The organism is Acidimicrobiia bacterium, from assembly GCA_040878325.1.
In the GTDB taxonomy this organism is placed as follows: Bacteria; Actinomycetota; Acidimicrobiia; order Spongiisociales; family UBA11373; genus JAUYIV01.
Genome location: JBBDMM010000014.1, coordinates 1 through 21,296 on the forward strand (window position 1 = coordinate 1; position 21,296 = coordinate 21,296).

The 21,296-nt window shown below is 65.9% G+C and carries 26 protein-coding genes; 16 read left to right on the forward strand and 10 right to left on the reverse strand.

From position 1 onward, the window contains the following. Positions 1–120: 120 nt before the first annotated feature. Complete coding sequence (locus tag WD184_08360; protein MEX0826743.1) at positions 121–492, reverse strand: DUF393 domain-containing protein; 372 nt, start codon at positions 490–492, stop codon at positions 121–123. A 248-nt stretch (positions 493–740) separates the two neighbouring features. Between WD184_08360 and WD184_08365 the strand changes: the two genes are divergently transcribed. Genes WD184_08365 through WD184_08410 form a run of 10 tightly spaced genes read left to right on the forward strand, consistent with a single transcriptional unit; the run spans position 741 to position 6,296 of the window. Continuing rightward, positions 741–983 (forward strand): hypothetical protein, encoded by a 243-nt coding sequence (locus tag WD184_08365; protein MEX0826744.1) that lies wholly within the window; start codon positions 741–743, stop codon positions 981–983. Continuing rightward, positions 980–1,549, forward strand: coding sequence for an SAF domain-containing protein (locus WD184_08370; GenBank protein MEX0826745.1), 570 nt, complete (start codon positions 980–982; stop codon positions 1,547–1,549). Before WD184_08365 ends, WD184_08370 begins: the two co-directional genes overlap by 4 nt. Then, positions 1,546–2,580 carry a hypothetical protein gene (locus tag WD184_08375; protein ID MEX0826746.1) on the forward strand — a complete coding sequence of 345 codons (1,035 nt, stop codon included), beginning with the start codon at positions 1,546–1,548 and terminating at the stop codon, positions 2,578–2,580. Before WD184_08370 ends, WD184_08375 begins: the two co-directional genes overlap by 4 nt. Next, on the forward strand, positions 2,577–3,518 hold the full coding sequence (locus WD184_08380; GenBank protein MEX0826747.1) for an ATPase, T2SS/T4P/T4SS family: 942 nt from the start codon (positions 2,577–2,579) through the stop codon (positions 3,516–3,518). Before WD184_08375 ends, WD184_08380 begins: the two co-directional genes overlap by 4 nt. Then, complete coding sequence (locus WD184_08385; GenBank protein MEX0826748.1) at positions 3,515–4,297, forward strand: hypothetical protein; 783 nt, start codon at positions 3,515–3,517, stop codon at positions 4,295–4,297. The genes WD184_08380 and WD184_08385 overlap by 4 nt, the downstream gene beginning before the upstream one ends. Then, complete coding sequence (locus tag WD184_08390; protein MEX0826749.1) at positions 4,294–5,013, forward strand: type II secretion system F family protein; 720 nt, start codon at positions 4,294–4,296, stop codon at positions 5,011–5,013. The genes WD184_08385 and WD184_08390 overlap by 4 nt, the downstream gene beginning before the upstream one ends. A 12-nt stretch (positions 5,014–5,025) precedes the next feature. Continuing rightward, positions 5,026–5,199, forward strand: a complete 174-nt coding sequence (locus tag WD184_08395; protein ID MEX0826750.1) for a hypothetical protein — start codon at positions 5,026–5,028, stop codon at positions 5,197–5,199. Between the two features lie 38 nt (positions 5,200–5,237). Further along, positions 5,238–5,558, forward strand: coding sequence for a hypothetical protein (locus WD184_08400; GenBank protein ID MEX0826751.1), 321 nt, complete (start codon positions 5,238–5,240; stop codon positions 5,556–5,558). Further along, complete coding sequence (locus WD184_08405; GenBank protein ID MEX0826752.1) at positions 5,542–5,910, forward strand: hypothetical protein; 369 nt, start codon at positions 5,542–5,544, stop codon at positions 5,908–5,910. Before WD184_08400 ends, WD184_08405 begins: the two co-directional genes overlap by 17 nt. Further along, on the forward strand, positions 5,907–6,296 hold the full coding sequence (locus WD184_08410) for a hypothetical protein (GenBank protein ID MEX0826753.1): 390 nt from the start codon (positions 5,907–5,909) through the stop codon (positions 6,294–6,296). The genes WD184_08405 and WD184_08410 overlap by 4 nt, the downstream gene beginning before the upstream one ends. Here the strand turns inward: WD184_08410 and WD184_08415 are convergent. From WD184_08415 to WD184_08425, 3 genes are all read right to left on the reverse strand, one after another. Further along, a complete protein-coding gene (locus WD184_08415; GenBank protein ID MEX0826754.1) occupies positions 6,293–7,975 on the reverse strand; it encodes an ATP-binding protein in 1,683 nt (560 codons plus the stop codon). The genes WD184_08410 and WD184_08415 overlap by 4 nt on opposite strands. A 65-nt stretch (positions 7,976–8,040) precedes the next feature. After that, positions 8,041–8,610 (reverse strand): RNA polymerase sigma factor, encoded by a 570-nt coding sequence (locus WD184_08420; GenBank protein MEX0826755.1) that lies wholly within the window; start codon positions 8,608–8,610, stop codon positions 8,041–8,043. A gap of 68 nt (positions 8,611–8,678) precedes the next feature. Then, positions 8,679–9,422, reverse strand: a complete 744-nt coding sequence (locus WD184_08425; GenBank protein ID MEX0826756.1) for a hypothetical protein — start codon at positions 9,420–9,422, stop codon at positions 8,679–8,681. A gap of 311 nt (positions 9,423–9,733) precedes the next feature. Here WD184_08425 and WD184_08430 point away from each other — a divergent pair, with 311 nt between their 5' ends. The 5 genes from WD184_08430 to WD184_08450 all read left to right on the forward strand — a co-directional run bounded on the left by WD184_08430 (position 9,734) and on the right by WD184_08450 (position 13,229). Continuing rightward, on the forward strand, positions 9,734–10,996 hold the full coding sequence (locus WD184_08430) for a hypothetical protein (protein ID MEX0826757.1): 1,263 nt from the start codon (positions 9,734–9,736) through the stop codon (positions 10,994–10,996). Positions 10,997–11,020: 24 nt separating this feature from the next. After that, positions 11,021–11,209, forward strand: a complete 189-nt coding sequence (locus WD184_08435) for a hypothetical protein (GenBank protein MEX0826758.1) — start codon at positions 11,021–11,023, stop codon at positions 11,207–11,209. Between the two features lie 228 nt (positions 11,210–11,437). Then, entirely contained in the window at positions 11,438–12,244 is an 807-nt protein-coding gene (locus tag WD184_08440) for a SprB repeat-containing protein (GenBank protein ID MEX0826759.1), read from the forward strand. Between the two features lie 12 nt (positions 12,245–12,256). Further along, complete coding sequence (locus WD184_08445) at positions 12,257–12,787, forward strand: matrixin family metalloprotease (GenBank protein MEX0826760.1); 531 nt, start codon at positions 12,257–12,259, stop codon at positions 12,785–12,787. Continuing rightward, positions 12,780–13,229: a hypothetical protein gene (locus WD184_08450; GenBank protein MEX0826761.1), complete on the forward strand. Its 450-nt coding sequence runs from the start codon at positions 12,780–12,782 to the stop codon at positions 13,227–13,229. The genes WD184_08445 and WD184_08450 overlap by 8 nt, the downstream gene beginning before the upstream one ends. A gap of 82 nt (positions 13,230–13,311) precedes the next feature. Here WD184_08450 and WD184_08455 read toward each other — a convergent pair whose 3' ends face one another. The 3 genes from WD184_08455 to WD184_08465 all read right to left on the reverse strand — a co-directional run bounded on the left by WD184_08455 (position 13,312) and on the right by WD184_08465 (position 16,764). Beyond that, positions 13,312–14,172, reverse strand: coding sequence for a site-specific DNA-methyltransferase (locus tag WD184_08455; protein MEX0826762.1), 861 nt, complete (start codon positions 14,170–14,172; stop codon positions 13,312–13,314). A gap of 167 nt (positions 14,173–14,339) precedes the next feature. Further along, a complete protein-coding gene (locus WD184_08460; protein MEX0826763.1) occupies positions 14,340–14,501 on the reverse strand; it encodes a hypothetical protein in 162 nt (53 codons plus the stop codon). 139 nt (positions 14,502–14,640) lie between these two features. After that, positions 14,641–16,764, reverse strand: coding sequence for a heterodisulfide reductase-related iron-sulfur binding cluster (locus tag WD184_08465; protein ID MEX0826764.1), 2,124 nt, complete (start codon positions 16,762–16,764; stop codon positions 14,641–14,643). Positions 16,765–16,965: 201 nt separating this feature from the next. On the opposite strand from WD184_08465, the gene WD184_08470 reads away from it, so the two are divergent. Beyond that, the gene (locus WD184_08470; protein MEX0826765.1) at positions 16,966–17,508 is read left to right on the forward strand and encodes a class I SAM-dependent methyltransferase; all 543 of its coding nucleotides are present in this window, start codon (positions 16,966–16,968) and stop codon (positions 17,506–17,508) included. An 18-nt stretch (positions 17,509–17,526) separates the two neighbouring features. Here WD184_08470 and WD184_08475 read toward each other — a convergent pair whose 3' ends face one another. The 3 genes from WD184_08475 to WD184_08485 all read right to left on the reverse strand — a co-directional run bounded on the left by WD184_08475 (position 17,527) and on the right by WD184_08485 (position 21,100). After that, positions 17,527–18,690 (reverse strand): glycosyltransferase family 2 protein, encoded by a 1,164-nt coding sequence (locus WD184_08475; GenBank protein MEX0826766.1) that lies wholly within the window; start codon positions 18,688–18,690, stop codon positions 17,527–17,529. Further along, positions 18,687–20,249 (reverse strand): hypothetical protein, encoded by a 1,563-nt coding sequence (locus tag WD184_08480; protein ID MEX0826767.1) that lies wholly within the window; start codon positions 20,247–20,249, stop codon positions 18,687–18,689. Before WD184_08480 ends, WD184_08475 begins: the two co-directional genes overlap by 4 nt. Before the next feature lie 137 nt (positions 20,250–20,386). Then, positions 20,387–21,100 (reverse strand): class I SAM-dependent methyltransferase, encoded by a 714-nt coding sequence (locus WD184_08485; GenBank protein MEX0826768.1) that lies wholly within the window; start codon positions 21,098–21,100, stop codon positions 20,387–20,389. Positions 21,101–21,296 lie beyond the last annotated feature (196 nt).

Genomic DNA, 21,296 nt, shown 5'->3' on the forward strand with positions numbered 1-21,296 from the left:
CCGGGCGGAAGCCCGGCAGACGGAGGGGGCAGCTGATCCTGCGAGCACTCCCACAACCCAGCCTCGGGAAACCGGATGCCGGGCATCGCCCGGCATCCGCACAACACTGAGCAAGAAGGGCTACTCACGCTCCGGCGGCGAACACGCCGGGGTTCCTCCCGGGAGCCGATGACGATGGCGGGCGACCAGGCGGTAAACGGGCCAGGCGAGCCACGACACCGGCGTGAGCGAGCCGAGCCAGCCCAGCGGCCTCCAGTACCACTGGGCACGACGGAGCAGCACCGCGATGGCGTCCGGCCCGGCTGCAGCCAGACCGGGCTCCACCCACAGGACCGCCGCCTCGGCTGCTTGCTGCTCGACCCCGAGGGCGGAGAGGTCAGCCCACTGCCAGGGGACGATCTCCGCCTCAGTCCGTACATGCCGCTCGACGAACCGAGCGCAGCTCGTGCAGAAGGCGCAGTCGCCGTCGTAGAGGAAGGTCGGTCTGGTCATCGGGTGCCTCAGCCCCCCAGGGTAAGCCTCAACACGAGATCGTCCTGGCGCGGACTGGCCCGGAAAGGGAGCCTCGCGAAAACCTCACTTCGCGTACCCCTTGAGTCGCGCCTCCTTGGCTGATAGTTCTTCGCCACCGTCACTCGCCGAACGGCGCTGACTCCCTCGGACGGCACCGGAAGGGGACGCGCGTGGAGACGAATGGGCACCCAGATCTGGTCGGCATTGGCCGGGTTCTGAGGGAGCGCATGGACCGCACCCTCGAGGCCGAGATGGAGGCGGCCCGAGCCGCCGCACGGCGGATGCGAGCACTGCGGGATGTCCTCATCGCGGCCGAAGACCGCGGGTCGAGCGTGCTCCTCGGTACGACCGATGGATCAGTGCACACCGGAACCATCACCGCGGTGGGTGTCGACCACATCGAGATCTCGAACCAAACCGGATGCCGGATCCTCGCCCTCATTCATCTCGTGTCGCTGGAGGAACGATGAGCCGCGTTCGACTCGACCTCCGCTTGGTCGCAGCCGGCGCCCTCGCCCTCATTGCCGGCCTCACCGTCCTGTCGCTGACCCGACCGGCCGCACGCGTGGACGTACTGGTGGCGGCGGAGGCGCTGCCGGCAGGCGTACCTCTCGACACTCTTGCGTTCACCAAGGCCAGCGTCGAGCCGATCGCCGGGCTCGTTCTGGCCGCCAAGGCCCCTGAACTCGTCGGATGGACACTTGCGGTCGACCTACCCGAGGGTGTCCCACTGACCGATTCGATCCTGGAGCCGCCACCCGGCGCCGAACCTCACCTGATCGCCGTCACCCTCGAGATGGGACACGCCGTGCAAGGCCAACTGATCGCCGGCGATCTGGTCGACATCTACGTGACGGACGACCTCGAGACCAGGCTCCTCGCCGCCTCGGTGAAGGTGATCTCGGCCGAAGTCGACACCGTAGGACTCGTGGGAAGCGACGTGGCACTGTTGCTGGCAGTCGACGACGCCCTCGCCCCTCGGCTCGTAGCCGCGATGCAGACGGCGGCGATCGACCTCGTGCGGGTGACAGAATGACTTTGCGGGTCGCCACGGTGCTTTCCGCCCGCGAGTGGGAGTCGCGCCTCGTCGCTGCCGCTCGCTCCTCGGCAACGGTGCGGCTCGTGCTGCGGGCGTTCCTCCCTGGGGAGGTCTCCGAACAGACCGAGTCACTTGACGTAGTTGTGGTGGGGTCTGAGACTCCTTGGGCGACCACTGCGCGGCTGATGGCATGGCGACGTGACGGGCTACGCGTCGTCGGGGTTCACCCGGTGGGTGATCGCCCGGCTGCGGACCGGCTCAGGGCGGCAAAAGTCGATCTGGTCCTGCCCGACGACCTCGGCGCTGAGGGCATGCTGCGGGAAATACGGCTCATCGAGCCAGCGGCTCACCGAGCCGAGGGGACCGCTCCCCTCGTCGTGGTCACCGGCCCTCGTGGAGCTCCGGGCCGTACCGAAATCGCCCTTGCACTCGCCTGGAACTCGAGTGGCCGTGTGCCCACCACCCTGATCGACGCCGACCTCGACGCGCCCGCTCTCGCAGTTCGTTTGGGCATTCCGCCCCGACCGGACCTCGCAGACGCGGTCGACTCGGTTCATGGCAGCGGGTCACTCCCCCTGGCGATGCTCCATGACATCGGCCGCCTCGCGGTGTTGCCGGGATCTCATCGACCGGGTGAGCCGCCGTTGCGCCCTGAACCGATCTTCGATGTGGTCGACGCTGCGCGCTACTCGCGGAAGGTCGTAGTGGACGCTGGTCCGTGGCCGGCGAATCTGGAGGTCACCAAGGCTGCCACCGAGGCGGTGATCGTGGCGGAGGGCTCGCCGCTGGGGATCGTCAGAGCTGCTGCCGTCACCTCTGAGTGGACCGGTCCGCCACCACGACTCGTCCTGAACCGGGTGCGGTCGGCCGATCGATCAGAGGTGGTGGAGGCGATCCGCCGCTGGACCGGCCTCGAGCCTGCCGCCGTGATCCCTCCGATCTCCAGGATCGCCGGGAGCGTACGCGGCGCAGGAGCCCCCGTCCGCAAGCTGCGGGCGCTCGTGGCGCCACTGGGGGTCGAACCGTGAACGGGGATGGGTTCCTCGGCTCCGTCCTGTCCGATCCCCAGGTCGAGGAGGTCATCGTGCTTGGAGGCGAGCGCACCTTCGTCGTCCGTAACGGCGTGAAGACGCTCCTGCCCGAGGTCATCGATACCGACACCCTGCGCCACTTCGTCGATCGGATCCTCGCTGGAACCGGACGTCGACTCGACCTCGCCAGCCCCATCGTGTCCGCCCAGCTCGAAGACGGCAGCCGGGTCCATGTCACCGGACCCCCGGTGACACACCCCGCTCGGCTCAACGTGCAGATTCGGCGCTTCGTCCTCGCCTCGAGCGGGCTCGACCGCCTAGTCGAACTCGGAACGCTTCCCGAGACTCTGGCGGACCTGCTGGCGGACGCGATCAGATCGGACCAGACAATCCTCGTCTCCGGCGCGCCGGGAGCGGGCAAGACAACAATGATCAACTGCCTGCTCACCGCCGTCCCACCAGATCGACGAGTTGTCACTTGTGAAGAGGTCTTCGAGATCTCGGCCGACATTCCAGATATCACGCAGATGCAGACCCGCGAGGCCGGGCTCGACGGCGGAGGGCAGATAACCCTCCGCGACCTAGTGCGTTCGTCGCTGCGGCAGAGACCCGATCGCATCGTGGTGGGCGAAGTTCGTGGTCCTGAGGCATTGGATCTTCTGCTTGCTCTGAACGCAGGCTGCTCCGGGCTCGCCACCCTCCACGCCAACTCAGCCGTCGACGCCCTCGACAAGGTCGTCGGTTACTGCGTGCTCGCGGGCCAGAACGTGATCGTCGACTACGTGGCTGCATCCCTGGCGTCAGTGGTCGATCTCGTCGTTTTCCTCCGCCGAATGCCCACCCATCGGGTCGTCGAGGAAGTGGTGGGCGTCCTGGGACGCAAGGACGGGCAATTCCAGGTAAACCGCATCTACCAGCGGGCGGATTCGCCATGAGAGCGATAGCCGTGAGCTCCGCCATGCTCTGCGCCGTCACTCTCGGGGTCCCGAGGGTGTACCGATCGTTCTCGCTGCACCCCCGCCTTGTCGTCGACCTCGGTTCCGGCGCCGTCGTCGGTGCATTGAGCGCAGCAGTCGCTTCGTCGGCTGGCCTGCCCGACATGGTGGCAATCGCCGCAGGGGTACTGGTCGCTCCGCTCCCGGTATCGGCACGACTCTCGGTTCGCCGGAGGGAGGCGATGCGCGAGGCCTCGCGGTGGCCCGACTTCCTGGCTGCGGTGAGGGCTCGTATCTCCACCGGTGCCTCGCTCCCCGAGGCGACCCGTGCTGCTGCCCGCCACCTGGGTGGCCGCTTTGCCGAGATCGACCGTGGGCGAGGCGAACACTTTGCCGCAGGGCTCGATCGAGTTCGCTCGGACTGGGCCGATCCCCTCGCCGATCGTGTCCTCACCACGCTGTCGATCGCTGCCGGCGTCGGCGGCCGACATGTGGATTCAGTCCTCGCCGCGCTGGCCGTTTCGGTCGGTGACGAACTGCGGCTTCGCCGTGCGCACGACGCCGCCCTCACCCAACAACGACTCACGGCGGGCATAGCCCTGGTTGCCCCGTGGGCGATGCTCGGTCTGAGCATCGCCACCAATCCGACTGCCACCGAGTCGTATTCGACAGCCACCGGAACTCGGATCGTGATCGGCGGCCTGGCCGCGACCGTGACGGGGTTCCTCCTCGCGCGTCGGTCGGCGCGCCTGTCACAAGCACCGAGGCTCTTCTCGTGACGGCTGTACTCATTTCGACGGGGGTGTTTCTCCTCATCGCCTCACTGCATTCCCGTGTCGTGTCCATCGGTGACTACCTGGGCGCGCCGCACCCCGAGCACGTGCGGCGCTTCCGCCTGCCCCCGGCCGGTCCGGCGGTGGCGGGCGCCGCGTTCGGCGTCGTCGCAGCGATGGCTCTCGATCCCTCGAACACTGCGTCGCTCGCTGTGATCGGGATCGTCGGAGGCACCATCGTCGGCCGGGCGGCGAGATCGACAGCGCGCGAGCGTCGATCGGCGCGGCTCGCCCAGGAGCTGCCCACGGTCGCCGACACGATCGCCCTTCACGTGCTGGCCGGAGAGTCGGTGGCGACCGCCGTCTCCCGCTTCGTCGCCGCGAGCCGCGGAGTCGCCGCTGAAGAACTCAAAGCCGTCCGCGACTCGGAGTTGGGGCTCGAGGATTCGCTTCGGCGGGCGGCGCGGGACACCGTATATCCGGAAGCCGCCCGCCTGTACGACCTTCTCGGGCACGCCCACCGTACGGGTGGGGGTCTCTCCGATGCCCTCACCGCTCTCGCCGCCGACTATCGGGCGCTGCTGACTCGCGAGCTCACCGCCGAAGGGGGCCGCCGTGCTCTCACGACGTACGGCCCCATCCTCGCGCTGATGATCCCGGTGACCCTGCTGTTCCTGATGTACCCGACGCTCGCGGGGTTGAACGCCCTGTCACGACCATGAAAGGAAGGCACCATGCTCCGACTCCATCGCCTCAACGCGGACCAGCGAGGCGTCACAACCGTGGAATGGCTGGGAATGGCCGCAATCGCCGTCCTGGTGATCGCGGTCCTTCTCCCTCAGGTTCGCTCCGCGGCGAGCGATCTCTGGAACTCGATCGCGGGCCAGATGAGCGGCTTCTTCTCGTAGACGACTCGGGATCCGCGATCGTGGAGGAGGTGGCCGCGATGGCGGCCACCTTCATCCTTCTTCTGCTCCTCGTCCAGGTTGCGATGGCCATGACTGCCCGGTCCGCCGCGGACGCCGTCGTGGCATCGGCGGCGCGGCGAGCAGCGATACCCGGAGTCGATCTCTCGGCAGAAACGGCGCGTCTCGAGGAGGCGCTCGTACGCGTTGTCCCCGGAGCGGACGCTGTGTTCGCCGAAGTCAGGCTCACGGGGAGGGCGGCGGTCGCGACCGCGAGTTTCAGATGGACCCCGCCAGGCCCGGTCTTGACCCGCCTGACCATCGTGCTGATAACGGAGATACCGCGTGTCATCGAACCGTGACAGCGGATCTGCGATCGTCGCCGATTTGGTGATCGGCGCCGCCATCGTTCTCGTGCTTGCCGCCGCGGCAGCAGCCACGGGGATGATCATCGACGCAGGCCAGGCTTCGCGGGAGGCCGCCCGGTCGGGCGCGGTCGAGCTGGCACGGGGTGTGAGAACCGATGCCGCGGTACGCCGCGCAGAATGGCTCGCCCCGCCGAATGCCAGTGTGGACCACGAGGTCGCCGGTGGCACAGTGAGGGTCGAGGTGCGATCAGAAGTGCGTCTCCCGCATCCGGTCCTTCTGTCCAAGCGCCTGACCATCGTCTCCCACGCGGTCGTTCCGATCGCGCCATACCGGTCCGGTCGTTGAACGACAACGGGGCAGTCCACCTCACAATCGTCGCGTTGCTCTTCGGGGGCATGTTGATGCTCGGTGTCGCCGTCGACATCTCCCGGTTTGGTGCGGCATGGCGGGAGGCGTCACACCTCGCCGCCACTGCCGCCGAAGCCGGAGCGGGGTGGATCGACGAGGAGGCCGCCTATGGCGGCGAGATTCTCGTCGACCGCGGGCGAGCCCGATCTGCCGCCCGAGCCGTGGCAAGTGGGCCCTGGCACCAGGTCGTCACCGACATCACCGAGGAACGGGTGTGCGTCTCCGTGTCGATCCAGGTGAGACCGACGTTGCTCTCGATCGTGGGGGCATCGAGCAAATGGGCGACCGCTCGCTCGTGTGCCGAACCCCGACGAGTCCCCTAGAACCCCACTGCCTGCCCGGCGAGCGCTGCGGGTTCGATGACGCATTGTCCGCCTCCGGTCGCGGCGGGCAGGGTCAATTCGAATGTGGCACCCTTGCCGGTGACGACCAACCTCAGGTCGCCGCCCATGAGGCGAGCGAGTTCGCGGGACAACCACAGGCCGATGCCGGTGGAGGTGGGCAGGCCCTCGGGGTTGGGGCCCGATCGGTAGCGGTCGAACAGTTTGGGCACCTCGACCGCCCCGACGCCCGGGCCGGAATCCTTGACCCTCACCCGCACTTGCTCGCCGTCCGCCTCGATGGTCACCGCGATCGGAGGCAGGCCGTGCCGTACCGAGTTGTCGAACAGGTTGCGAAGTATCTGGCGGAGGCGGGCCGGGTCGGCGAAAGCGGCGGCGTTGCCGCTCACCGTGGTGGGGCTGGAGCGAACGACCGCGGCCTGGTCGGCAATCTTGGTCACTTCGGCGGCGAGGTCGTCGATTGCCCGACACGTGATCGGCACCACCCCGCCCTGCTGGAGACGGGCGACAACGAGCAGGTCCTGGACGATCCCCTCCATCGCGTCGGCCTCGTCGGCGATGAAATCGATCATCTCCACCTGGTCGGCCCGGGTCAGCTCGCCATCCCCCCCCCGGAGGGCGTCGGCAAACCCGACGATCGAGGTGAGCGGCGTCCGCAGTTCATGACTCACCACGGCGAGGAAGTCGTCCTTCTCCCGGTCGAGGATACGCAGCCTCGCGACCTCATTTCGGTGACGGGCCCGGGTACCCAGAGCAAGCGCCGCCAGAGTCGTGGCGGTACCCATGGCCAGACCCCCGGCGATGAATGCCAGGGCCCCCCAGATGTACGAGTCATGGCCCTGAGAATTCACGTCGACCCGCCAGGCACGACTGGCCGCGCTGATCGACTCGGACCACGTACCTTCGGGTACCGGCGGCGAACCGTCGGTCACGTCGTGAACCGCCAGCGCGAGTGGCAACCCGACATCGGGTGGAAGCGCGGCTGCGAGAACCGCATCGAGGTCCATCGCTACGGCCACCACTCCCAGCAGCAACCCATCAGGCCCGAAGGCCGGTTCGAAAATCACGAAGCCATCTCTGCCCGGATTGCTCGAGAACCTGAAAAACTCCGACATGGTCAACTGGAGCGAGTTCAGGGTCTGATCGATGGCGCTGGCGAATTCGGGGTCGCTGCCGGCGTCGAAGCCCCATGCCGGAAGCTGGTCCTTCGACCAGAAGAACCGAATGGGAAAGTAGGTGTCGCGCACCCCGACCGGAACCGGCTCGGTGCCATCCACTTCGAACACGAAGGCGCCGGGATGGCCCCTGGCAAGTTCCTCTTCGAATTCGGCGAGGTCGGCTCGTGGCACGATCGGAATGAACCCGAGACCGAACATCCCCTCGGTCAGCCCGACGTCTTGGACGAACCCGTTGAACTCGCCTTCCGTCACCTCGACGCTGCCCCGGAACAGCGCTGCCACCGCTATCGCCTGATAGCCGGCGTCGTCGACCATGGTCTCGATCGCCAAACTCACTGCCTGCGCACGGGTGGAGAGAAGTTCATGGTCATGGCTGTGGCGGGACGCGACATAGCCCACACCGAGGAAGATGGATCCACCCAGGCACAAGCCAAAGAAGGCAGCCGCCCACCGCCGGGATGAATCCGGCCCCTCTACGCCCATTCTCCGCTGGAAGAGGTTCACAGAAGGCTCTATCGGACGGCGCAGGGGCAGGGTTGAGGGGCGCCTCAGTCGGCACCGAGTTCATCGTCCTTGTCGGCGATAAGGCGCCGGAGGGCTTCGAGGCCACGGTGTTGCAGCGAGGTGACCGCGGTCAAAGGTTTCGACAGCCGCTTGGCTATCTCCGGAAGGGTCAGGTCGCCGTAGATGCGCAGCGCAATCACATCGGCCTGATCCGGGGTCAGTCGATCAATCAGGGCGCGCGCTCGAGCCGCCCCCATCAGGCCGAGCGCGGTGTCCTCTACATCCAGATCATCTGGTTGTTCGAGATCTGACGGATCGGTGAGCACCTCAGGCCGGCGACCGGCCGAACGCCATGAGTCGACCAGGCGGCGATGGGCGATCGTCAGGCACCAGGCGACGAACTCGCGCTCGCCTCCCGTGAAACGGCGGATCGAACGAACGATGTCGACGAAGGTGTCCCCGGCGACGCCCTCGGGGTCGGCAGCCCCCCGTACCACCAGGAACCCGACCACCCGACCTGAGACCAGGCGGAACAGTGCGCGCCACGCCAACTCGTCGCCCGCCTTGGCGGCAGCCAGGCGGGCGGCGAAATCGGAGTCAGCGGATGGCGCCACCGGTTCATTCTCCCCCGGCGGGAGGCGTTGGTGGCGGCGGCCGACCGGAGGCAGCTAGGCGAAACAGGCTACGGGGTGGTGCCGGGCGGGCCGGCGTCGTCCGGAGGATCCGGCGGAATGTCGGGGGGGCCGGCGTCGTCCGAAGGATCCGGCTTGTCGTTGGGCGGGCCAGGCTGTTCGACGGGCGGGCCCGAGGTGTCGTCTCCAGGCGTCCCGTCCGGCGGTCCACCAGGAGTGCTGTCGGGTGGGCCGGGATTCTCGTCGGGTGGTCCGGAGTCGCCGTCGGCTTCCCCGATCGCCCCGGCCAACTCGGCCACCCTCAGACCGTCAACCGCATCGATATTGTCCGACAGATAGGTGAGCAGGTCGGCAACGCCAACGGGTGGGCCGGTGTCGCCCACCGCCGCAATCCGGTCGGCGGCGGCCAGCAGGGCGAGGCGGGCGGCTTCGCTGCCGGCATCGTCCGCTTCACCCAATAGGGATTCGGTGGCGTGCTGGAGTCCGCGCACGGTGTCGCCGCGTTCTATCAGGGCGGTGACCTCGCCGAGTCGCTCCGCACTTCCGCCGCTGCCGAGGCCGACCCGCTCGAGAGCGCGATCGACGCCGTAGAGGAAGTCACCGGGTGCCGATCCATTGGCGGCGAACGCCACCCCGCCCAACCCGCCGAACGCCAGGGTGATCGAGGCGGCGACGGTGGCAAGACGCGTCCGGAGTCGACCGGCGAGCCGGGGCCGCAAACCGAGGGCGACGGCCCTTTCAGTGAGGTCGGTGAATACAGCCCGGTCGGCTTCTGAACGAAGCTCCGAAACCATGCGATCAATCGGATCCAACATTGCGCTCCCCGGAGTGTCGCCTGTTAATCGTCGCAGAAGGCGAGATCGATACGGGGGAATCGCGGGTCAGTCGTTCCCCCGTCCGAGGATGCCGCCGCGCTCGTCTTCCACTCCTTCGTACTGAACCAGTGGGCACCCGGGGACCGCACCCGCCTCGATGATCTGCTCGGCGGCTGGGCACCGCCCACTACCACGGGGTGTGGCTGCGGTGGGACGGCTAGTCCAGCCTGTCGCTCGGCCAACGCCTGGCAATCCCCTGATCGCACCATCTCCACCGATACCCTCCGGGAATGCGGTCCCGACGGATTTCGCTCGGCGCGGCGGTGGTGCTCCTCGCTCTGGCTGCCACCCCGGCGAGCGCCGGTGAGCCGATCGACTGCGGCTCGGTAGAACCCGCACCGGGCACCCGTCCCCCACCGCTCGACGGCGACTTTCTGCTCCTCAACTACGACGACTTCGAGGCTGGCATCTCCTCGCTATCGATCTGGGACCTCGACACCTTGGCCGAGGCGATCGACCTCACCGGCGATTTCGGCTTTCAGGCGTTCGACGGGGCGTGGTCCCCCGTCGGGGACCAGATTGCTTATTCATCCGACGAATCCGGTCTCCCGATGATCTGGGTGATCGATGTCGACGGCACCGACCGTCGCCAGGTCACTCGGACCTTCGGCACATCGCCCGACTGGTCACCCGACGGGCTGACCATCGCCTTCAGCGGGTCCGGCGGCCTGTGGTTCGTGGACGCCCGGGGATGCGGCGAGCGGCTGGTCTTCGAGACTGACAAGGGAATCCACGATGTCGAGTGGATGCCCGACGGATCGGCGATCGTGCTCGAGATGAGTGAGCCCGAGGGCGTGCCGATCCAGATCTACTCGCTGAGCATGCCGGGATTCGAGTTGACGCAACTAACCGATGAGGGGTCGAGCATCGAACCCGCCCTGTCGCTCGACGGCCGCTTCATCTTCTTCCGCACCACCGGCCGTGATGTCGACCAAACGGTCTTCGTGATGAACGCCGACGGTTCCCTTCAGCGCCCCTTGTACGACCTCGGGCTCACCAACGACTTCCACCCTGCCGTCTCACCCACGGGCGACCGGGTAGCCTTCGAGTCCATTCGCGACTCGGCCAGCGCGCTCGTCATTTTGTCGGTCGACGGTTCGGTCACCGATCTGGTCGTTTCCCCCTTCGAGGAGCCTCGCTACCGCGACCCGGTCTGGTACCACGGGGTAACCGCCACCGAGCACCCCAGCCCGGGAACCGAGACCACGACGACGACGGCCGGCGAAGACGCCACCACCACCTCGGCTGCTCCCGTCACCACGACTGCGGCGTCGCCCGGCGCGACGACCACCACCGCTGCGGCCGCGACCACCACCGTGGGCGCCGCCGGACCAGCCGACCCGAAGGGAGGCGTGCCGGCCCTCGTCTGGATCCTGATAGGGGCGCTCGTGCTGACCGGGGCCTTCGTCGGCGGCATCGCGTATGCCGGCCGCCGGGAATCGCACCGACCCGCTCCCCCGCCCCCACCGCCGCCACCACCTCCTGAGGGCTGATCCGCCTCGTCGACCTGACCTCCAGTGACCAGGGTCGCGAAAGGCATCTCTGGGCGTCGCTGGTCGTTCCAATGGGACGCCACCCCCGGAGACCACGTACTCACCAGCCGGGCGTTCGACGCCGACGGGGCGGCTCAGCCCGTAGCGCCTCCGTGGAACATCCAGGGCATGGGCAACAACCTGGTTCAGGAGGTCGCGGTTTCGGTGCGCTGAGCACCCGCCAGCTGCTTCCTCGCGAAGCTCCGAAACCATGCGTCAGACGGATCCACTGTCGCCGTCCCGTAGGTCGCTGACCTCGGATCATGAATCGGCGCAATCCGAATGGTCACGGCCAAGTAGCCGGGAAGGGCAAGGGGTTGGAACGGCAAAGGCCTTTCAGAGTCTGGGTGCAATCCTGCAGCAAGCATGAGTATTCTTTTCCGATTAATCCCAGGGGGGTCCATGGCCACCACCAAGCCCATCAAGATCGAAGGGCCGACCGACCAGACGATTGAGCTTGGGAACCAAGCGACACTCGAAGTATCCGTCACGGGTGGAACGGTCCCGTACAAGTATCAATGGTCTGAGAAGAACACCGAGAAGGAGACGACAGGAGAAGAAATCGGTTCCCCAGACGGGAACAAGCAGGCGTACGCCCCGCCCACTGCCAAAGAGGCTGTGACCAAGTGGTATCGAGTCAAAGTCACCGACAGCACGAAACCGAAAGCGAAAACTAAGTCGTCTCGATGGGCAAAGCTTGAGGTAACCACTCCTCCCGACCGAGAGCCCGTCTTCATCTGGAGCGACAGCTTCGCATCCAATGCCGGTCTCGTCGTCTCGTTTGCGTTCGTGCTGATGCTCATACCGATGTGGGTAGTCGCCTACTCGGTGCTAAGAACAGAAAACGTTGGGACGCACTTCCAAGGGGCGATAGCGGTCCAGTTGTTGATCGTTGGTGCATTCCTTGCCGCTGTGGCTGCATTCATGTCACTCATCGAACTCCGCGGACGGGGGGTCAGACTTGACCAACTCGACAAGCTGGGGTCTTCGGCATGGGAAGCAATTCCCAAGGCGATGAGTGAATTTGCGAAACTCAAGACGACTGCGGCAGTAGGCATCCTCGCGATCGCATGTCTCGTGATGGCCACCATGGTGACGTGGAAGAGTCTCGATGCAGCAAGCACCACAACGACCACAACCGTCGCACCTGTCTCAACAACGGTTCCCACCGACGACCCTACAACAACGCTTCCCCCCGAAACTCCATGAGCTAAGGCAGACATGCCTATACCCAAGTGCGTTCGCCTACACATTGCCGTCCTCGCGGAACCCGACGTATCCATCGATCAAATGGTCGAATCAGCCACGACGGTGCTATCCCACGCAGGAATCACACTGGTTCACGCTTCGACATTCGTCCTTGAGGACAACCCTCTGGCCGACCTCAGCATCGGAGACTGCTCTGCGCGCGCCAGTCTCACCGATGACCATCGAGAACTCCTTTCGATTCGGGATTCTGCCGCTAGCGACGAAATCGTCGTCTTCTTCGTTAGAACGACGACGCCGCCTCTCGACGGCTGCGCTCTGCACATGGATTTCCCGGCGGCGATCGTTACGAGGTTTGCCCCAATCTTGACGCTCGCTCACGAACTGGGACACATTCTTGGGCTCGAGCATGCGGACGATATCAACCGGCTGATGTACCGTTCAGCCAGCAGGATCAATCCCCCCCCGACCGTGACCGACGATGAGCAGAAAACGATGAAGAGGAGCCGTTGGGCGCTCGCCTGTGAGGAACGAACCCATGCGTGATGAAATCCTGGAGCTTCTTGAACACGTCGAGCTCGATTACTCCGCTGCCGCCTCAAACCTCGGGGCGGAAGCATTGCCCGAGTTGATGTCCATCGTGCAAGGTGATGACCCCAGGCTGGCTGCCCGAGCGGCATATCTCGCCAGCCGCCTTGATGTCCCTGGCAGGGCAGCCGTACTACAGGCGGCGAGCAAAAATACACGCGCTGAAGTCCGAATTGCGGCCGCCGCTGGATGGGCAAACCTGAAGTCCGTCGTAGCGTACGAACCCCGATCGAAAGGGAGAGACGCCGAACCATTGGACGCGAGAGAGGCCGAACCCTTCGTCTATCCGGAGATCGCGGCCCTTCTGAAAGATGCGGATCCCGGTGTCAGACGCGCCATGAAGCGTTCCCTTGAGCAGTCCAAACCCCAATCCGACGGGGCCGGTGAGCCGCGGACATGAAGCAGCGGCTCAGATGGCAACGGCCACACACGGAATCAGGCATCGCGCAATCATCAAACGCCCCCTGGGCGGCAATTGGAGATCAAGACCTTCGCGCCGCCTCCACCCGCTGCTGTGCGATCTCGACATACGCCGGCTGGTTGTCGTAGCCGATGAAGTGACGGCCGGTCTCGACGGCGGCCACTGCGGTGGAGCCCGAGCCCATGAAGGGGTCGAGCACCAGGTCACCCTCGAAGGTGTATAGCTCGATCAGGCGGCGGGGCAGCTCGACAGGGAACGGGGCGGGATGGCCCAGGCGGCGGGCCGAGGCGGGTTTGATGTTCCACACCGAGGTGGTGGCGGCGAGGAACTCGTCCTTGGTGATCGAGTCGGGGCCGACCCGGGCCCGGCTGTACGACCCCTTCGACGCCACCAGAACGTACTCGTGGACATCGCGCAAGGTGGGGTTCTTCGCCGATCGCCACGAGCCCCAGGCGCACGAGCCGCCGGCACCGGCGGCCTTCACCCACACGATCTCCCCGCGCATCAGAAAGCCGATGTCGTGCATTAGCCCGGCGACGTGGTGGTTGAGCGGCAGGTAGGGCTTTCGCCCCAGGTTGGCGACATTCACCGCCGCCCGGCCACCCGGCTCGAGCACCCGGTAGGTCTCCTTCAGCACCCGGTGGAGCAGGTCGAGGTAGTCGGCCAGAGAGAGGTCCTCGTCGTACTCCTTGCCCACGTTGTAGGGCGGTGAGGTGATCATCAGGGCGACGCAGTCGTCGGGGACGATCTCCATCACCTCCGACGAACCGCAGATCAGCTGGTCGAGAATATCCACAGGCACCGGCTGGGGCTCTCCGAGGACGGTCTCCGGGGCGTGGTCGAGCAGACGGCGGCGATAGAACGCCGAGGCGTCGTGGCTCTCCCTCTTACCTGCGCCGAAACTGGCGGTCTCCGTCGCCACCGCGCGTGACCTCCCGATGCGAAGAGTCACCCTATCAACTTGTCCACAGGGTGTTGGGGATTCAAGAGGGGGGCGTCGCATTCGCGCCGCCCCCGCGATTGGCGATTGGCGATTCGACAGACGCTTGAGCCGTCACCCAGGGTCAGGGCGGGCTACTTGCTACGTCTTCACGCCGACTTGCTGAGTTCGGTGGCTACCGGGGACTCCACGTGGGCGTCCTGGATCAAGGCGATGATCTCCTGCCAATCGGCGTTGATGGCGCAATTGCCGCAGAACATGGTCTCGCCACGCTTGACGACCGCATCTCCGCCGCACTGAGTGCATTCCATACGAAGGGGTTTCGGTCGAAGTCGCGCCCTTCATAAGCAAAAAGAAGAATGGTGCGGAAGAGCGAAAGGCGAAACCCGGCGTTCGCGTCCGAGACTCAACGCCATTCCTGCCTGGAGACTGGGGACTGGAGACTGGGTCTCAGCGCACCTGCTCGTCGAGCAGGGTGGCCAGGTCCTTCACTTGGACGTCGGCGCCGAGTTCCTTTACGCCGTCGTCGAGCATCACGAAGCAGAAGGGGCAGCCGGTGGCGATCACATCCGCCCCCGTCGCCAGGGCCTCCTCGGTGCGCTCGAGGTTGACCCGCTTGCCTACCGACTCCTCCATCCACATCCGGGCCCCCCCGGCGCCGCAACAGAACGATCCGGTGCCGTTGCGAGGCATCTCCACCAGGTCGCCCGACCGCTTCACCACTTCCCGCGGGGCGATGAACACGTCGTTGTGGCGGCCCAGGTAGCAGGGGTCGTGGAAGGTGATCGTCTGCCCGGTCTTCGCCTTCGGTTTGAGGCGGCCATCCTTCACCAGGCCCATGAGCACCTGGCTGTGGTGCATCACCTCGTACTCGCCGCCGAATTGGGGGTACTCGTTGGAGATGGTGTTGAAGCAATGCGGGCACTGGGTGATCACCTTGCTCACCCCGAGGTCGTTGAGTGTCTGGATGTTCTGCAGCGCCAACTGCTGGAACACGTACTCGTTGCCGGCGCGCCGGGCCGGGTCGCCGGTACACAGCTCCATCGGTCCGAGGATCGCAAAGTCGACCCCGGCCTCGTGGAGCAATCGGGCCGTCGACACGGTGGTCTTGCGATTCCGATCGTCGAACGACCCGGCGCAGCCCACCCAGTACAGATACTCGGCCGTGACGCCAGGGTCACCGAGACGCTTCACCTCGAAGTCGAGTTCCCTCGTCCAGTCGGCGCGCCCCTGCTGGCTGGAGCCGTAGGGATTCGACGAGTTCTCCAGACTGATGAACGTCTGGCCCAACTCCTGCGGAAAGTTCCCCTCCATCAGCGTCAGGTAGCGGCGCATGTCAAGGATCTTGTCCAGGATCTCGATGTCCACCGGGCAAACCTCGTCGCACGCCCGGCACGAGGTACAGGCCCAGACCTCCTCGGCGGTGATTCGCTCGAACACCGAGTCGGCGGTGACCGTGATCCCCCGGTCCACCCCCACCGGCGGGCTCACCGGCGGATTACCGGTCCGGGCCGCCACCTCCCCCAGCTTGAGGACGATCTCGCGCGGGTCGAGCGGCTTGCCCGTCTGGTTGGCAGGACACACCGAGGTGCACCGGCCGCAGACGGTGCAGGCGTCGGTGTCGAGCAGTTGCTTCCAGGTGAAGTCGGACACCTTCGACGCCCCGATCGTCTCGATCGTCTCGGCGGCTTCGACCAGGTTCGGCATCTCCCGCATCGCCCCCTTGTGGCGGTCACGGGGCGACAGCGCCATGTTGAGCGGGGAGGTGATCATGTGGCGCAGCTTCGTGGTGGGTATCGCCACCAACAGGGCGAGGAACGCCACCACATGGGCGACCCACAGACCCTGGTGGAGGCCCGATGCCGCCGACTCGGGGACCAATGCGCTCAGTGGGTAGGCGACGAACGACCAGGTCTCAAAGTCGGGGCGACCGTCCACGGTGATCCGGGCGGCTTCGACGGCGAAACCGGTGAGGCCGATCAAGAACAGTAGAGCCAGGTTGAAGGCATCCTCCGGCCGGGTCTTGGTGCGCAGCTTGCGGGGACGCAGCCCGTACCGCCTGCCGGCCGCCATCAACAGACCGCCGAGGAAAACCAGCCCGAACCCGTCGAGGATGGCCGAGTACCACTGATACACCGCCCCCTCGAGGAACTTCAGGTTGGCAGGGGCGAGGTGGTCGATCTCGAGGGTGACCGTGCCGAGGAACAGCACGATGAACCCCGAATAGATGGCGAGGTGCATGAGGCCGGCGGCGCGGTCCTCGAACACCGACCGATGCGAGAGTCCCCGCTCCAACGCCCGGATCCGCTGCCACCACCGGTCGACCCGCTTCTCATCGGCGCCGCGCATCCAGTTCTTCGCCCGGACCGCAAAGAAGTAGGCGAACAGCGCCACGAAGATCGTCGACGCCACATAGAAGAGCACGATCACCGGGTCGGGGATGTTCCCGAACACCACCCGCCCCACCTCGGGCTCGTGATCATCCGGAATCGAACCGCCCCACCACAGCAGGAGCACGCTCGCCGGGAGCAAGACGACCAGAGCCCAGACGATGCGAATGCTCCAGCGCTTCATTGGGACGGGAGTGTAAAGAGGGTCGGCCGCCTTCGGCGACCTCCCGCGATTGGCGATTGGCGGGAAGCATTTAGCGTTGGCGTGCTCGCTGGGTCCGCTGCCCCCTCCGTCACCGCCGAAGACGGCGGTGCCACCTCCCCCGCCGAAGACGGCGGAGGAGGACGCACGTGGGGCAGGCCGTCGGCCGTTAGCCTCCCCCGGATGCGCCCCCTCGATCGGTTGTTGCAGCGGTGGCGGATTCGCAAGGCGTTGCCTTGGGTGCGGGCCGGGGATCGGCTGCTCGACATCGGTTGCTACGACCGCAGCCTGATCGACCGGGTCGGCGATCGGGTCGTCAGCGCCGTCGGGGTGGATGTGGATGTTGCTCCGGCCGACGATGGCAAAGTCCGCCTCCTCAAGGGCCGTTTCCCTGATGATTTCTCGTTCGACCCCGGATCGTTCGATTGCGTCACCTGCCTGGCGGTGCTCGAGCACGTCGAGGATCCCGACGCCTTCGCCAACGCCTGCCACCGGGTGCTCTCCAGCGGGGGGAGGGCAGTGCTGACCGTGCCGCACCCATTCGTCGATCGAATCCTCGCGGTGCTGGTGTTCCTGCGCCTGATCAGGGGGATGCACGTCGAGGAGCACCACGGTTTCGAGGTCGCTGAGACGGTGCCGATATTCCAGTGCGCCGGCTTCCGGCTGTTGAAGCGGCGCCGATTCCAACTCGGCCTGAACCACCTGTTCGTCTTCGAGAAGCCCTAGCGATCCATGCGGGCGAGTTCAGCCGAGATCGACCTTCTTGTCCATGCCGAGGATGGAGAGAAAGAAGCTGGCGAGCACGGCCCACCATCCAAGGACCAGGCCGAGCGAAGCGGGAATCACGATTCGCAGCTGCTCGCCCGGGTCGAGGTCACCCCAGCCCTGCTCACGCCAGCGCCAGAAGGACAACACCGCGGCGATCAGCCCCGCCAGGAACACCAGGAATCCCAGCAACAAGCCCCGTTCGAGCCGGAACCGCGCCCCCAAGCGATCGATGCGGTCGTCCGCGGGGAGAAACCCCTTCGAGACCGCGTAGATCTTGGTGAAGAGGGCGAACGTGATCGACTGTGTCCCGATGATGGTCAACGCGGCGGCATACACCAGGGCACTCAGGTCGAGGGTCACCCCGCCCAGTTCCACCGGACCCACCACCAGCACGGTGGTGAGGATCAGGCCGACCGCGAGCATCACCAACCCGGGTACCAGGAACAGCCACCGCGGGCTGTAGAGGAGCAGGAAGCGCAGATGGCGCCACCCGTCCGACCAGGTCCTCAGGTGGGGGGGCCGAGTTCGTCCCGCGGGCCGCAACACCGTCGGCACCTCGCGGATGTCGAAGTGGTTGAGCCCGGCCCGCACGACCATCTCACTGGCGAACTCCATTCCACTGCTGCGAAGGTCGAGATCGAGGATGCGATCGCGTCGGAAACCGCGCAGCCCGCAGTGGAAGTCGGCGACCGGGACCCGGAAGAACAGTCGACCCACGAACGAGAGCACCGGATTGCCGACGTAACGATGCAGGAACGGCATCGCCCCTTTCTCGATCCCGCCCCGAAAACGGTTGCCGATCACCAGATCGGCTCTGCCACGCAACTCGGCCAGAAACGGTTCGAGGGCGGTGAAGTCGTAACTGTCGTCGGCGTCGCCCATGATCACGAAACGGCCTCGGGCCGCGGCGATCCCCGTCCGAAGTGCCGCCCCATAACCCTTGGCGGGCACATCGATCACCCTGGCGCCCGCCGCGGCCGCCAGGGCCTGGGAGCCGTCGGTGGAACCGTTGTCGGCGACGAGCACCTCACCCTCGACGCCGTGGCGCTCCATCCATCCGATCGCCTTCGTCACACAGACGCCAACCGTCTCCGCCTCATCCAGACACGGCATCAGCACCGTGAGTTCGAGGGCGCTCATGGCACTCGCCACAGCACGAACCGATCGTTCTCCCACTCGAGGGTCAATCCGAGATCGGCTGCTTCCGCGTCGGTGAGCAGCACCTGGACATAGGTCGAGTTCTTCACCATCACGAACCAATCTGCCCGGGCGAGGAGGTGGGCGTTATTCGTCAGCTGCAGCGACTGCCGATCGGAATACAGGTTCATCGATCGGGCGCGAAAGAATGACACCACCTCATCGTGGCGCGTGCGCGACCTCACCTCATCGAACATCTCCACCGACGATGGGTGCTCCGGGCCCCAGTAGGGGTAGTCGTAGGCGAGCCGGTACTGCGTCTTGTTGTAGAGGCCGGAGGCGTTGCCGACCACGAATATCATCATGAACACCGCAGCCACCGTCCCCGGCAGCATGCGCGTCCGCTTCGACCACGACCCGGCTCTGGAGCCGGCCGCATCGATGGGGGTCGAGGCAATCCCCTGGTAGGCGAAGTAGACCAATAGGGGCGTGATCGAGAAGAGGTAGCGCCCCTCGTGGAAGGGAAGCGTCGAGATGATGAAGGCGACCGCAAGCAGGTAGAGGATCAGCGGGGCATCCTCCCGGTAATGGTTGAGCAACCGAACCAGGATGCCGAGGACGGCAAGCATCAGGAAGACGGTGAACGCCACGAGGGCGAGGTCATGGCTCCCGAGGAGGCTCCACCCGGGAACACCCTGGTCCTTGAGACCGATGTGCTCGCCGAGGATGTCCCTGAACCAGATCAGATTGTGTCTGATCTGGTTCAGCCCCCCACCTTCGTACTTCGGCCACACCACGGTCGGCAGGACCAACTGCAGGAAGACGAGGAAGCCGGCCGCGGTCACATACGGGGTCGCCAGCCGCCGCCGCGGCGCCGGCCCCCCGTCACGGGCGGACCGCCCTTGCCACAGCAGTCCCCCGTGAACGGCGGCAAGCGAAAGGAACAGGGCCACCCCCTCGCGGCGGATGCTGAAGGTGAACGCGAGCAACAGCCCCATCCCGATCAACGGCCGGGCCGGGCCAGCCAGCCAGAGCCCGCGCAAGCGCAATCGGTCCATCCACCAGAGCGACAGGCCCACGAAGAACAGGTACGGGAAGTCGGCCAGCACGCTGTCGGTCGCGCCCACGTAGATGACGCTGAAACCGATCAGGCTCACCATCACCAGACCGCCGACCTCGCCGACTCGCCGGGCAACGATCTGAAAGAACACGACCAGGAAGCCGGCAAAGAAGAGGGTCTCGAGGATCTTCAGCTTCGGATAGTCGAGTCCCCACAGTCCGACCACCGGTGAGAGCAACAAAGGAGCGCCCCACGGGTAGGAGTACGGGCTGAAGGCGTGGGAAGACGATTCCTGGACGGTGATTCGGGTGGTGGCAAGCACCTCGCCGACGTTGCCCTCGACCAGAGCCTGGCTCTGGCGGAGGTAGAGGGAGAAGTCGTCGCCCCAGTCGTGGCCGGCCCGTTGATTGACGATGCAGAGCACCCCGATCACGCCGACGAGGATGAGGACCCGAAAGTTCCGGGTTTTCAGGAAAGCGACGAGCGAAACGCGAATACCCACGCCGTGAGATTATCGGGCACAGGCCAACAGCCAACAGCCACCCAACGCCCATGCCCATCGCCAATCGCAAATCCTCTTCCCAATCAGCAGGCCTTACCGTTCCGGGACGGGCTTGTCGCCCGATGGCACTCATCGGACTACCTGGTTCCGATGAGAAGACCGCGTTCGAGGTGAGTGCCGACGGGGTCGAACTGGGCCTTCAGCCCGGCCCTCCCGGCAGCCTCCACAAGTCGCTCCGGCGGGTGGACCCCCATCAGATGGCGTTCCGTGAAGGTCTCCGACCCTTGGGGTGTGGTCACGAGATAAGTGAACTCCATATCGCTACAGCCGGCATCGGGGTCGTACTGCATCCGGGAGGTTCGGGCCATCGCCCACTCGTCGGCCTCCACGGTGAGGACCCGGATCCAGGGCGGGTGGATGTTGTCGGGCATCAGCCACGGCTCCACCACCAGCACTCCCCCGGGGGCCAGGTGCCGGGCCATGGCGGCGATGGCGGCATCGAGTCGGTCCCCGGTGTCGGCGTAGCCGATCGACGAGAACAGGCAGGTCACCGCGTCGAAGGTCCTCCCCAAATCGAAGTCGGTGAAGTCGCCGACATGCAACGGCACTTCGGGTACCCGCGTCCGGGCGATCTCGATCATCGCCGGGTCGACATCCACGCCTTCCACCCGGAAACGGTCCTGCCAGATCTCCAGGTGCTTCCCCGTGCCGCAAGCCACATCGAGCAGCGACCCGGCCCCGGGGTTGCGCTCCCGGATGATCCGTTCCACCACCGCGGCATGTCCCGGATAGTCGAGGTGCGCATAAGCCCGGTCGTAGAGGTGGGCGGTCGGATGAAAGGGGCCAGACATGAAGAGACGCTACCAAGAGAGTCAAGATTCAAGAATCAAGAACCAAGGACCAAGAAGCAAGAACGCGTCGGGGGGTACCCGACGCGTTCTGTCGAATTGCGAATTGCGAATTGCGGGGCCGAGCGAAGCGAGGCCAATCGCTGGCCGCATCGATTCTGCTGTCTAGCCTCTGCCGGATTCGCCGACGGAGGCCACG